We start from the raw sequence: 13,341 nt of genomic DNA on the forward strand, positions 1-13,341 counted from the left end.
ACGGCATACCATCCATGAAAGAGAGAAATGAAAAATAAATTATTGATCGCACTAATGTTGGCCTTTGGTGTTGTTTCGGGCGCCAGCGCCGCCCCGTCCACCTATCAGCTCGATCCTACCCATACCTATCCGAGCTTCGAAACAGACCACTTCGGTGGCGTCTCGGTCTGGCGCGGCAAGTTCACCAAAAGCGCGGGCAGCTTTACGATCGACTCGGTGGCCAAAAAAGGCACGTTGACTGTCACGATCGACATGACCTCGGCGGCCATCGGCAACGAGGCGCTTGATGCCCAGCTCAAAGGCGACAATTTTTTCGACGCCGCCAAGTTTCCGACCGCTGCCTACAAAGGCACCTCGGTCAAGTTCGACGCTGCCGGAAAGCCTGCTGAAGTCATCGGCGAACTCACGCTGCATGGCGTGACCAAACCGGTCAACCTGAAGATCCTCTCGTACAAATGCTTCACCAATCCGATGATCAAGAAAGAGGTATGTGGCACCGATGCTCTGGCCACGTTCAATCGCGCCGACTTCGGCATCGATTACGGTAAGGATTACGGCTTCGCCATGCCGGTCACTTTGCGTATCCAGGCTGAAGGCGTCAAGCAGTAACGATGCATCTTGTACATTTCCCTCATATAGATATCGGATAAGCTTCGTTTTCTAAATATGGAGGACGGCATAGACTGGCGACTACTCATTCAATGGGCGTGTGCCATGTCTGCCGTTCTCCAATCTGCCTTTGACATCGAATTGTTCGATGCGCCGCTTGGCGCCGAGATCCTCGGCCTGGACCTGAGCCGTCCGCTGTCGCCGCGCCAGTTCCAGCGCATCCACAAAGCGCATCTCGATCACCACCTGCTGGTGTTCCGCGACCAGCGCATCACGCCGCAACAACAGGTTGATTTCAGCCGCCGTTTCGGCCCACTGCAAATCCACGTGCTGCGCAACTTCCAGCTGCCGTCGCATCCCGAGGTGCTGATCATCTCCAACATCATCGAGAGCGGCCTGCCGATCGGCTTGGGCGACGCCGGCCACTTCTGGCACTCGGACCTGTCGTACAAGGAGAAGCCCAGCCTCGGCTCCCTGCTGCACGCGCAGGAGCTGCCGGCGGAGGGCGGCGATACGCTGTTCGCCAATATGCATCTGGCATGGGACACCTTGCCCGCCGCGCTGCGCCACGCGGTGCAGGACGCGCGCGCCGAACATAGCTACCTGACCCAGTACGAGGAACTGCGCCGCCGCAGTCCCTTCCGCCCGGCGCTGACGCAGGCGCAGCTCGACGAGGTCAAACCCGTCACGCATCCGGTGGTGCGCACGCATCCCGAAACGGGCCGCAAGGCGTTGTTCGTCAGCGAGCATTTCACCACGCGCATCGTCGGCATGCCGGAGGACGAAAGCCGCGCGCTACTGACCGAATTGTTCGCGCACAGCGTGCTGCCGGCGCATATCTACCGCCACAAGTGGGCGCCGCACGATCTGGTCTTCTGGGACAACCGCTCGCTGATGCATCTGGCCGGCGGCACGCCCGACCACATGCGCCGCAAGCTCTATCGCACCACCATCGAGGGCGACGCGCCTTTCTGATATCTCCACATATATTAAGGAATCCGATGTCCAGACTTACTCCCCGCACCCTTGCAGCCGCCATTGCATCCACGCTAGCTCTGACCCTTGCCATGACATCGAGCGCGCACGCCGAAGGCACGCTGCACATCGCCCAGCAGTTCGGCGTGGTCTACCTGCTGCTCAACGTCGCGCAGGACCAGCAGTTGATCGAGAAGGAAGGCAAGAAGCATGGCGTCGACGTCAAGGTCGAGTGGAAGCAGTTGTCGGGCGGCGCCGCCGTCAATGACGCGCTGCTGTCCGGCGCCGTCGATATCGCCGGCGCCGGCGTCGGCCCGCTGCTGACGATCTGGGACCGCACCGCCGGCCGGCAGAATGTCAAAGGCGTGGCGTCGCTGGGCAGCTTCCCGTATTACCTGGTCAGCACCAATCCCAAGGTGAAGACGATCGCCGACCTGACCGAGAAGGATCGTATCGGCTTGCCGGCGTTGACAGTGTCGGTGCAGGCGCGTATCCTGCAGTACGCGGCGGCCAAGCAGTGGGGCGACAAGGAATTCGCGCGGCTCGATAAATTCACCCAGACCTTGCCGCATCCGGATGCGGCGGCCGCCGTCATCGCGGGCGGCACGGAGATCAACGGCCACTTCGGCAACCCGCCTTACCAGGATCAGGAACTGGCCGGCAATCCGAACGCGCACATCATTCTCAATTCCTACGATGTGCTGGGCGGCCCGAGTTCGGCCACCGTGCTGTACGCGACCGAAAAATTCCGCACCGAGAATCCGAAGACCTACCGCGCCTTCACCGGCGCGCTGGCCGAGGCGGCGAAGTATGCGAGCGCCAATCCGGAGGGCGCGGCCGACGCCTACATCCGCGTCTCGAAGAGCAAGGTCGATCGCGATCTGCTGCTGAAGATTTTCAAGAACCCCGAAGTGCGCTTCAGCGTCGAGCCGCAAAATACGCTCGGCCTGGCGCAGTTCCTGCACCGGGTGGGCGCGATCAAGAAGAAGCCGGCCAGCTGGCGCGATTACTTCTTCGACGACCCGGTCATCACGAAAGGCGGTTGACACCATGGCCTTCCAAGTGGTCCGTCCCAATACCGGTATCGCGCCGCTGCTGATCGCCGATGGCGTGAGCCTGGAATATGGCGCCACGCGCGCCACGCACGACGTCAGCTTCAACGTCTATCGCGGCGACCGGTTTGTGTTGCTGGGGCCTTCGGGCTGCGGCAAGTCCTCGCTGCTGAAGGCTGCGGCGGGTTTCATCAAGCCCGCCGCCGGTAGCATCAGCATCGACGGCAGGACGATCGATGGACCGGGGCCGGACCGCATCGTCGTGTTCCAGGAGTTCGACCAGCTGCCGCCCTGGAAGACAGTGAAGGAGAACGTCATGTTCCCGCTGCTGATGACCAAACGCCTGAACCGTCATCACGCGGAGGAGCGCGCGAGGCACTGGATCGCCAAGGTGGGACTGGGCGGCTTCGAGGATGCGCATCCGCACACGCTGTCGGGCGGTATGAAGCAGCGCGTGGCGATCGCGCGCGCGCTGGCGATGCAGCCGGAGATCCTGCTGATGGACGAACCCTTTGCCGCGCTGGACGCGCTCACGCGCCGCAATATGCAGGAGGAGCTTGGACGGCTGTGGGAGGAGCTGCGTTTCACGCTGTTGTTCGTCACCCATTCGATCGAGGAGGCGCTGGTGGTGGGTAACCGCATCCTGCTGCTGTCGCCGCATCCGGGGCAGGTGAGGGCGGAATTGAACAGCCACCAGTTTGGCCTGGACAGCGCCGGCGGCGCCGACTTCCAGGCGGCCACGCAGCGCATCCATGGGCTGCTGTTCGGTGCTCCCGCGCAGGGCCATCCCGCTGCGGAGCCGGCGACCGCACCCGCCTTCACCGGCGCGCCGCATGAAAGGAGCCGCGTGTCATGAGCCTCGTCCTCGATCCGCCGGTGCGCCAGGAGTTTGTCTACACCACCAACCCGGCCGCCCCACGGGCCGTCGATATCCCGCTGCCGCTGGTCCGGCAGGTGTGGCAACAGGCATGGCTGCGCAAGGGCGTCATCCTGATCCTGCTGGCGGTGCTGTGGGAAGCCATCGCCCGCTGGCAGGCCAACGACCTGCTGCTGCCCGGCTTCGTGCAAACGGCGCAAGCCTTCGTCAGCGGTGTGGCCAGCGGCGAGCTGCTCGACCGCGTGCGCATCTCGCTGGCCGTCCTGCTGCAAGGCTATGTGGCCGGCATCGCCGCCGCCTTCGTGCTGACGGCGCTGGCCGCGTCCACCCGCGTCGGCCGCGACCTGCTGGAGACCCTGACATCCATGTTCAACCCGCTGCCGGCGATCGCGCTGCTGCCATTGGCGCTGCTGTGGTTCGGCCTGGGCAAGGGTAGCCTGATCTTCGTGATCGTCCATGCGGTCCTGTGGCCGCTGGCGCTGGGCGCCTACGCCGGTTTCCAGAGCGTGCCGGAGACGCTGCGCATGGCCGGACGCAATTACGGCTTGAGCGGATTGCGGCTGGTGCTGCACATCCTGGTGCCGGCCGCGCTGCCGTCGATCCTGTCGGGCCTCAAGATCGGCTGGGCGTTCGCCTGGCGCACCCTGATCGCCGCCGAGCTGGTGTTCGGCACAACCGGCGGGCAGGGTGGCTTGGGATGGTACATTTTCCAGAACCGCAATGAGCTCTACACCGACAAGGTGTTCGCCGGACTGGCCGCCGTGATCCTCATCGGACTGCTGGTGGAAAACGTGGTATTCCGACCACTCGAAAGCGTCACCGTCAAGCGCTGGGGCATGCAACGCTAATTTGAGGGCTGGCAGAATTCGGCCTTTGTGCCTTAGAATCTGCCCATGCACATCAAAATTATCGGATTGTTATGACCATGCGTAATTTACGCATCGTGGTTGTCAACGCCATCATCCACGCCGGCGACGAGGATGATGAGTCGTTGCGCGCCCAGGTCGAACGGGCCAGGGTGCTGCGTATCGGCCTGCTGGAGGCGGGCTACGACATCGTCGCCTCGCTGCCGCCGGACATGTACCTGCCCGAGCGGATCGCCCAGCTGCAGCCCGATATGATCATCGTCGATGCCGAATCGGACGCGCGCGACGTCCTCGAACACATCGTCATTGCCACGCGCGACGAGCGCCGCCCCATCGTCATGTTCACCGAGAGCGCGGACACCGAAAGCATGGAGGCGGCGATGGCGGCCGGCGTGTCTGCCTATATCGTGGCCGGCCTGCAGGGTGAACGCATCAAACCGGTGCTGCAGGTGGCGCTGGCGCGCTTCAAGCGCGAGCAGAAGCTGCTTGAAGAGCTGTCCGACACCAAGAGCAAGCTGGCCGAGCGCAAGGTCATCGAACGCGCCAAGGGCCTGCTGATGGAGCGCCAGCGCTTCACCGAGGAACAGGCCTACCAAAAGCTGCGCGGTATGGCGATGAGCAAGAACCTCAAGCTGTCCGAGGTCGCCCAGCGCATCCTCGACGTCGAAGACCTGCTAGGTTAATACTTTATTTTAGTCCCCCGTCCAAAATGATGCGAGGCGCACCGCCGGTGCGCTTTTTTCGCCGCGAGCCAGTCATTTAGCGGTGCGCGGGCCGATCGCGCTTTTTCTCCCTCCCTCTGTGAACAATGCTGGCACGGACATTGCATAGTCTGTAGGCAAGCGCAATGATGCGCCGATGAGCCCTGCCAACGGCGGTGGGGCACACCAGACAACGACGTCTACCGAACATGAATGCGTTCATGCGGGGTAGGCGTTTTTTTTGTCCGAACGGTTTTACTGTATACAGAGGGATAGTCATGAACGATAAGAAGCTACCAGCAGATTCCGCCTTGCCACCAGCCGCCAGCGACGTTAATGTGTCGCGCAGAGCGGCAATTCAAAAAGTGATTCATGGTGCGGGTTTAGTAGCGGGAGGAAGTATGTTGGGTTTATCGACGGGTGGCGTGTGGGCGGCAGGTTCGGACAAACCGGAGAAGGAAGAAATCAAGATCGGCTTCATTCCACTGACCGATTGCGCGTCTGTGGTCATGGCCTCGGTGCTTGGCTTCGACAAGAAGTACGGCGTCAAATTCGTGCTCAGTAAAGAGGCCTCGTGGGCCGGTGTGCGCGACAAGCTGGCCAACGGCGACCTCGATGCGGCCCATGTGCTGTATGGCCTGCTGTATGGGGTCCAGATGGGCATCGGTGGCCAGAAGAAGGACATGGCGGTGCTCATGGGTCTCAATAACAACGGCCAGGCGATCACGCTGTCGAAGAAGCTGGCCGACAAGGGCGCCGTCGATGGCGCCTCGCTGGCGAAGCTGATGAACTCCGAAAAGCGCGAGTACACTTTCGCCCAGACCTTCCCGACCGGTACCCACGCCATGTGGCTGTACTACTGGCTGGCCGCTAACGGCATCAACCCGATGAAGGACGCCAAGGTCATCACCGTGCCGCCGCCGCAGATGGTGGCCAATATGCGGGTCGGTAACATGGACGGCTTCTGCGTGGGCGAGCCATGGGGCCACCGCGCCATCATGGACGGTATCGGCATCACCGCCACCACCACCCAGGACATCTGGAAGGACCACCCGGAGAAGGTGCTCGGCTCGACGCTGGAATTCGCCAAAAAGAACCCGAACACCTGCCGCGCGATGATGGCCGCCATCCTCGAGGCGAGCAAGTGGATCGACGCCTCGCTGGCCAACAAGAACAAGATGGCCGAGGTCATCGCCGACAAATCCTACGTCAACACCAGCAAGGATGCGATCGACCAGCGCATCATGGGCCGCTACCAGAATGGCCTGGGCAAGACCTGGGACGACCAGAATCACATGAAGTTCTATAACGACGGCCTGGTGAACTTCCCGTTCCTGTCGGACGGCATGTGGTTCATGACGCAGCACCGCCGCTGGGGCCTGCTGAAGGACGATCCGAACTACCTGGCCGTGGCCACCTCGGTCAACCAGATCGATTTGTACAAGGACGCGGCGACGATGACCAAGACGCCGATTCCAAAAAGCCCGCTGCGTTCCTCGAAACTGATGGACGGTTCGGTGTGGGACGGCAAGGACCCGAAAGCGTTCGCCGCCTCGTTCAAGATCAAAGCCTGATTTCTTCCCTAGCCAGACATCGCCAGATAGAGGAACGCCATGAACGCCATGCTCAAACCCGATAGCGCCGCCCCGGTAGCGGCGGCACTCGACGCCAAACCGGCCCGCCGTCCACGCCGCCCGCTCGCCGCCAATTCGACGGCGCGAGTACGCAAGCAGGTCTCCGCCACCGCCATGAAGATCGTCGCTCCGTTGCTGGGCGCCGCGCTGCTGGTGCTGGTGTGGCAGATCATCACCGTGAAAAACACCTCCTTCCCGACACCGCTGGTGACCTTGCAGGAGGCGATCAAGCTGTTCTCCGATCCGTTTTACCGCAACAGCATGAACGACCAGGGCATCGGCTGGAACCTGCTGGCATCCCTGCAGCGGGTGGCGATAGGCTTCGGCCTGGCCGCGCTGGTGGGCATCCCGCTGGGCTTTCTGATCGGCCGCGTGCAGTTCATCGGCAATATGTTCAGCCCCATTATCAGTTTGCTCAAGCCGGTGTCGCCGCTGGCCTGGCTGCCTATCGGCCTGCTGGTGTTCCAGTCGGCCAATCCGGCCGCGATCTGGTCGATCTTCATCTGCTCGATCTGGCCGATGATCATCAACACCGCCGTCGGCGTGCAGCGCGTACCGCAGGATTACATGAACGTGGCGCGCGTGCTTAATCTGTCGGAATGGAAGGTGCTCACCAAGATCCTGCTGCCATCGGCGCTGCCGTACATCCTGACCGGCGTGCGCCTGTCGATCGGCACCGCGTGGCTGGTCATCGTCGCGGCGGAAATGCTGACCGGCGGCGTGGGCATCGGTTTCTGGGTCTGGGACGAGTGGAACAACCTGAATGTCCCGCACATCATCATCGCGATCGTGGCGATCGGTTTCGTCGGTCTGCTGCTGGAGCAGGCGCTGATGGCGCTGGCCCGTGCCTTCACCTACGAACAAGTATCCAACTAAGGAGCACTGTCATGGACGATCCAAAATTCATCGATGTCGAAGGCGTGGAGATGGTCTTCCACACCAAAAAAGGTGTATTCCACGCGCTGCGTGAAATCGATCTGACGGTGCGCAAGGGGGAATTCATCACCCTGATCGGGCACTCGGGCTGCGGCAAATCGACCCTGCTCAACCTGATCGCCGGGCTGCTCAAGCCGACCGACGGCGTGCTGCTGTGCGCCAACCGCGAGATCGCCGGGCCGTCGCCGGAGCGCTCGGTGGTGTTCCAGAACCACTCCCTGCTGCCATGGCTGACCTGTTATGAAAACATCCATCTTGGCGTCGAACGGGTGTTCGGCAAGACCGAATCGAAGGCGCAGCTGCGCGAGCGCACCATGCAGGCGCTGGCGCTGGTGGGCCTGACGGCCGCCGAGACCAAGCGTCCGCACGAGATCTCGGGCGGCATGAAGCAGCGCGTCGGCATCGCCCGCGCGCTGGCAATGGAGCCGAAAGTGCTGCTGATGGACGAACCGTTCGGCGCCCTCGACGCGCTGACCCGCGCCCACCTGCAGGATGGGCTGCTCAAGATCGTCGCGGCCACCAAGTCCACCGTGGTGATGGTCACGCACGATGTCGACGAGGCGGTGCTGCTGTCGGACCGGATTGTCATGATGACCAACGGCCCGGCCGCCACCATTGGCGAGATCGTCGACGTGCAGCTGGAGCGTCCGCGCGACCGCGTGGCGCTGGCGCAGGACGCGCGCTACACCGAGTACCGCACGGCGGTGCTGGAGTTCTTGTACCGGAAACAGGCGCATCCCGCGAGGGAAGCGGCGTAATGGACATGTCCACGGGCGCCCTGGCCCCGGCCGGCAAGGCCTTGACCGGGGAGGTATTCAGCGCCTTGATCAACCTGTCGGGGCGGCGCCGCTTCACGTCGCAGCGCATCGTGCTGTACGCGCTGCTGGCGTCGCAGGGGCAGGAGGACGCAGCGGCGACGGCGCAGGAGGCGCTGGCGCTATTCCGTGGCGCCCATAAATCGCTCTTGAGCGAGGCGGACGGTCTGCCGGGCGTGTTCTGCCCGGAGCTGCGCGAAGCCTACTACGGCAAGATGGACGGTGACCGCCAGATCGTTGCCTTCGCCGACTTGGGCGAGCGCACGCTGAACGCGATCGCGCGCGGTTCGGGGCAGGCGGCCGAATTGCTGGCGGAGCTGGTGCGCATCACGACGCCAACGTTGGGAATCCTGAACCAGATCACCGGCATCTACGAGGAGCAGGCCAAGCAAAACGCGCGGCTGGTGCGCAAGCAGCTGCGTGGCGTGATCACTGATATAGAGACCATCAACCGCCAGGCGCGGATGGTGGCCTTCAACGCACGCATCGTCGCCGCGCGGGCCGGCGCGGCCGGCAAGGAGTTCTCGGTGGTGGCGGGCGTCCTGTCCAGCATCAGCGGCGAAATCGACGAAATGGTGGCCGCCGCGCTGGCCGCCGCCGGCTAAAAACCCCTGGGGTCAAGTCTAACATTCGTGCACGAGCTCGACCGTATCGCGGCTTTTAAGGATGTGCTTCTGTACGAATGTTAGACTTGACCCCCGGTGGGATGTGATTAGCACAACGCACCGCCATCGCGCACCGTCAGCGTGCGCCGTGCACCGCAACATCGCACCACGGTAAGCTTGTAATTTCTTTACTGAAACCTCAAAACCGCATTCCCCCTCTGTAGCGCCTCTCTCCCGACCATTGGCACGCCTCTTGCATTAGAAGGAGCAGGGGATCAATGGCGATCCCTCCCAAATACACACAGCTGGTCCAAAGACGGACCGGCAGGACAACGGCGTCCGCCCGACCTGGTTTAGAACACCTTGGTTGCGCGGACGCCTTTTTGTTTTCTGAACCGGGATAAAAAAATGGCCAGCAAAGCTACCAGCATCAAGCTCTTCTCGATCTCAACGCCGCAAATGCGGGCGTTCCACCTGACCTGGATGGCGTTCTTCGTCTGCTTCTTCGCGTGGTTCGCCTGCGCGCCGCTGATGCCGGTCATTAAAGGCGAATTCGGTCTGAGCGTCTCGCAGATCGCCAACATCAACATCGCCGCCGTCGCCATCACGATCCTGGTACGCCTGATCGTCGGTCCGCTGTGCGACCACTTCGGCCCGCGCAAGGCCTACACCGGCCTGCTGCTGCTCGGTTCCATCCCGGTGATCGGCGTGGCCTTCGCGCAGAGCTACGAGAGCTTCCTGTTCTTCCGCCTCGGGATCGGCGCGGCCGGCGCCAGCTTCGTCATCACGCAGTACCACACGTCGGTGATGTTCGCGCCCAAAGTCGTCGGCACCGCCAACGCCGCCGCAGCTGGCTGGGGCAACGCCGGCGGCGGTGTCGCGCAGGCTGTCATGCCGCTGCTGATGACGGCGATGGTGATGCTGGGCGTGTCCGAGACCTTCGGCTGGCGCGCCGCGCTGATCGTGCCGGGCATCCTGATGATCATCATGGCCGGCGTCTACTATCGCTATACCCAGGACTGCCCGCAAGGTAACTACAGCGAGCTGCGCGCCGCCGGCATCCCGATCGAAGGCGGCAAGAAGGGTGGCTGGGAGAGCTTCAAGCTGGCCGCCGCGAACTACCGCGTTTGGCTGCTGTTCATCACCTACGGCGCCTGCTTCGGCATCGAGATCTTCATCCACAACATCGCCGCGATCTACTACGTCGACCACTTCAAATTGACCCTGGGCCAGGCCGGCATGGCCGCCGGCAGCTTCGGTTTGCTGGCGCTGTTCGCCCGTGCACTGGGCGGCTGGGCCTCGGACAAATTTGCCGCCAAGGGCAACCTGAATAACCGCGTCACCCTGCTGTTCGTGCTGATGCTGGGCGAGGGCGCCGGCCTGCTGATGTTCGCCCACGCCGGTACCGCCGCCCTGGCGATCGGCGCGATGCTGATCTTCGGCCTGTTCACCCATATGGCTTGCGGCGCGACCTACGCCGTGGTGCCGTTCGTCGACAAGCGCGCCCTGGGCGGCGTGGCCGGCATCATCGGCGCCGGCGGCAACGTCGGCGCGGTGGCCGCAGGCTTCCTGATGAAGGGCCTGGGCGACACGCAGCAGACCTTGAGCATCCTGGGCATCGTCGTCGCCGCGACCGCGCTGTGCGCACTGGCGGCGCGCTTCAGCACCAGCGCCATCGAAGAATCCGCAATCGCCAACAAACTGGCAGCTTAAAGTTTAAAGGAACCGCTATGAAAATCATCGTTATCGGCCACGGCATGGTCGGCCACAAATTCCTGGAAAGCCTGGCCGCCAGCGGCAAGACCAACCTGCAGGTGACGGTGCTGTGCGAGGAAGTGCGCCCCGCATACGACCGCGTGCACCTGTCCGAATTCTTTTCCGGTAAAACCGCCGAAGACCTGTCGCTGGTAAAGCCGGGCTTCTTCGAGCGCGACGACATCGTCCTGCGCCTGAACACCCCCGCCACGGCCATCGATACCGCCGGCAAAACCGTCACCACCGGCGACGGCGACGTGCTCCCATACGACAAGCTGGTGATCGCCACCGGTTCCTATCCGTTCGTGCCGCCGCTGCCGGGCAAGGAGCGCAAGGATTGCTTCGTCTACCGCACCATCGAGGATCTGGAAGCGATGATGGAGTGCGGCCAGCGCTCCAAGACCGGCGTCGTCATCGGCGGCGGCCTGCTGGGCCTTGAATGCGCCAAGGCGCTGCGCGACCTGAAGCTCGACACCCACGTGGTCGAGTTTTCGCCGCGCCTGATGGCGGTGCAGGTCGACGACAGCGGCGCGCGCGTGCTGCGCCGTAAAATCGAAGAACTGGGCGTGACTGTCCACACCGGAAAAAACACCACCGCCATCGTTGACGGCGTCGATGGAACCCATCGGATGGAGTTCGCCGACGGCGGCCACCTGGACGCCGACATGATCGTCTTCTCGGCCGGTATCCGCCCGCGCGACATGCTGGCGCGCGAATCCGGCCTGGCCGTCGGCCCGCGCGGCGGCATCGAAATCAATAACAACTGCGTCACCTCCAACCCGGACGTCTACGCCATCGGCGAATGCGCGCTGTGGGGCGGCTTGATCTTCGGCCTGGTCGCGCCAGGTTACGAAATGGCGCGCGTCGCGGCAAAGCACATGCTGGGCGAAGCGGGCGAATTCGCCGGTGCCGACATGAGCACCAAGCTCAAACTGATGGGCGTGGACGTGGCCAGCATCGGCGACCCGCATGGTAATACCGCCGGCAGCCGCTCGTACCAGTTCACCGACGAGCGCAAACAGGTCTACAAGAAGATCGTCGTCTCCGACTGCGGCAAATACCTGCAAGGCGCCGTGATGGTCGGCGACGCCGCCGAATACGGCACGCTGCTGCAGATGATGCTGAACAAAATCGAATTGCCGGAATCGCCGGAGTTCCTGATCCTGCCGCAGTCGGACGGCGCCGCCAAGCCAGGCCTGGGCGTGGACGCGCTGCCTGAAAGCGCGCAAATCTGTTCCTGCAACGACGTATCCAAGGGCGCGCTGTGCGCGGCGGTTGCCGCCGGCGCCTGCACCATCGGCGATCTGAAAAGCTGCACCAACGCCGGCACCTCGTGCGGCGGCTGCGTGCCGCTGGTGACGCAGGTGATGAAGGCCGAGATGAAAAAGCTCGGCATGGCTGTCAACAACCACGTGTGCGAACACTTCGCTTACTCGCGCCAGGAGATGTTCCACCTGATCAAAGTCGGCCAGATCAAATCCTTCGACGACCTGCTGGCGAAGCACGGCAAGGGCCTCGGTTGTGACGTGTGCAAACCGCTGGCCGCCAGCATCCTGGCATCGGTGTGGAATGACTTCGTGCTGAAGAAGGAACACGCCAGCCTGCAGGACACCAACGACTACTTCCTCGGTAACATCCAGAAGGACGGCACCTACTCGGTGGTGCCGCGCATGCCGGGCGGCGAAGTGACGGCCGATGGCCTGATCGCGGTCGGCATGGTCGCCAAGAAGTACCAGCTATACACCAAGATCACCGGCGGCGCCCGCGTCGACCTGTTCGGCGCCCGCGTCGAGCAGCTGCCGCTGATCTGGGAAGAACTGATCGCCGCAGGCTTCGAATCCGGCCACGCCTACGGCAAGTCGCTGCGCACGGTCAAATCCTGCGTCGGTTCGACCTGGTGCCGTTATGGCGTCGACGATTCGATCGGCCTGGCCATCGAGCTGGAAAACCGCTACAAGGGCTTGCGCACCCCGCACAAGATCAAGTTCGGCGTTTCCGGTTGCACCCGCGAGTGCGCTGAAGCGCAGGGCAAGGACGTCGGCATCATCGCCACCGAAAAGGGCTGGAACCTCTACGTTTGCGGCAACGGCGGCATGAAGCCACGCCACGCCGAGCTGCTGGCGACGGACCTGGACAAGGCCACCCTGGTTCAGTACATCGACCGCTTCCTGATGTTCTACACCCGCACCGGCGACCGCCTGCAGCGCACCAGCACCTGGCGCGAGAACCTCGAAGGCGGCCTCGATTACCTGAAGCAGGTCGTGGTGCAGGACAAGCTGGGTATCGCCGCCGACCTGGAAGCCGACATGCAGCACGTCGTCAACACCTACGCGTGCGAGTGGAAAGAAGCCGTCGAGAATCCGGAAACCCGCAAACGCTTCCGCACCTTCGTCAACAGCGAGAAGGGCGACGACAACGTCGTCTTCATGGAAGAACGCGGCCAGATTCGTCCCGCCACCGTGGAAGAACGCAAACGCGTGATTCCGATCGCCGTCAGCGCAGCTTGAGGAGAATAC

At 63.0% G+C, this 13,341-nt stretch carries 12 protein-coding genes; all 12 read left to right on the plus strand.

The window, feature by feature from the left end:
• Window positions 1-27 precede the first annotated feature (27 nt).
• The 12 genes from AC0IYS_RS03620 to nirB all read left to right on the plus strand — a co-directional run bounded on the left by AC0IYS_RS03620 (window position 28) and on the right by nirB (window position 13,332).
• Window positions 28-609 (plus strand): YceI family protein, encoded by a 582-nt coding sequence (locus AC0IYS_RS03620; RefSeq protein WP_471703891.1) that lies wholly within the window; start codon window positions 28-30, stop codon window positions 607-609.
• A gap of 105 nt (window positions 610-714) precedes the next feature.
• On the plus strand, window positions 715-1,584 hold the full coding sequence (locus tag AC0IYS_RS03625; protein WP_471703892.1) for a TauD/TfdA dioxygenase family protein: 870 nt from the start codon (window positions 715-717) through the stop codon (window positions 1,582-1,584).
• Between the two features lie 26 nt (window positions 1,585-1,610).
• On the plus strand, window positions 1,611-2,630 hold the full coding sequence (locus tag AC0IYS_RS03630) for an ABC transporter substrate-binding protein (RefSeq protein ID WP_471703893.1): 1,020 nt from the start codon (window positions 1,611-1,613) through the stop codon (window positions 2,628-2,630).
• Window positions 2,631-2,634: 4 nt separating this feature from the next.
• The gene (locus tag AC0IYS_RS03635; RefSeq protein ID WP_471703894.1) at window positions 2,635-3,492 is read left to right on the plus strand and encodes an ABC transporter ATP-binding protein; all 858 of its coding nucleotides are present in this window, start codon (window positions 2,635-2,637) and stop codon (window positions 3,490-3,492) included.
• Window positions 3,489-4,361, plus strand: a complete 873-nt coding sequence (locus AC0IYS_RS03640) for an ABC transporter permease (RefSeq protein ID WP_471703895.1) — start codon at window positions 3,489-3,491, stop codon at window positions 4,359-4,361. Before AC0IYS_RS03635 ends, AC0IYS_RS03640 begins: the two co-directional genes overlap by 4 nt.
• Window positions 4,362-4,438: 77 nt before the next feature.
• Window positions 4,439-5,062 carry an ANTAR domain-containing response regulator gene (locus AC0IYS_RS03645; RefSeq protein WP_471703896.1) on the plus strand — a complete coding sequence of 208 codons (624 nt, stop codon included), beginning with the start codon at window positions 4,439-4,441 and terminating at the stop codon, window positions 5,060-5,062.
• A gap of 419 nt (window positions 5,063-5,481) precedes the next feature.
• Window positions 5,482-6,654 carry a CmpA/NrtA family ABC transporter substrate-binding protein gene (locus tag AC0IYS_RS03650; protein ID WP_471703897.1) on the plus strand — a complete coding sequence of 391 codons (1,173 nt, stop codon included), beginning with the start codon at window positions 5,482-5,484 and terminating at the stop codon, window positions 6,652-6,654.
• A 39-nt stretch (window positions 6,655-6,693) separates the two neighbouring features.
• Window positions 6,694-7,590 (plus strand): nitrate ABC transporter permease, encoded by an 897-nt coding sequence (gene ntrB / locus AC0IYS_RS03655; protein WP_471703898.1) that lies wholly within the window; start codon window positions 6,694-6,696, stop codon window positions 7,588-7,590.
• An 11-nt stretch (window positions 7,591-7,601) separates the two neighbouring features.
• Window positions 7,602-8,408, plus strand: coding sequence for an ABC transporter ATP-binding protein (locus AC0IYS_RS03660; protein ID WP_471703899.1), 807 nt, complete (start codon window positions 7,602-7,604; stop codon window positions 8,406-8,408).
• Window positions 8,408-9,070 carry a type IV pili methyl-accepting chemotaxis transducer N-terminal domain-containing protein gene (locus AC0IYS_RS03665; protein WP_471703900.1) on the plus strand — a complete coding sequence of 221 codons (663 nt, stop codon included), beginning with the start codon at window positions 8,408-8,410 and terminating at the stop codon, window positions 9,068-9,070. The genes AC0IYS_RS03660 and AC0IYS_RS03665 overlap by 1 nt, the downstream gene beginning before the upstream one ends.
• Before the next feature lie 408 nt (window positions 9,071-9,478).
• A complete protein-coding gene (locus tag AC0IYS_RS03670; protein ID WP_471703901.1) occupies window positions 9,479-10,783 on the plus strand; it encodes an MFS transporter in 1,305 nt (434 codons plus the stop codon).
• Between the two features lie 17 nt (window positions 10,784-10,800).
• Window positions 10,801-13,332, plus strand: coding sequence for a nitrite reductase large subunit NirB (nirB, locus tag AC0IYS_RS03675; protein WP_471703902.1), 2,532 nt, complete (start codon window positions 10,801-10,803; stop codon window positions 13,330-13,332).
• Window positions 13,333-13,341: the final 9 nt, after the last annotated feature.

The sequence above is a fragment of the Duganella sp. AC237 genome, assembly GCF_979254035.1.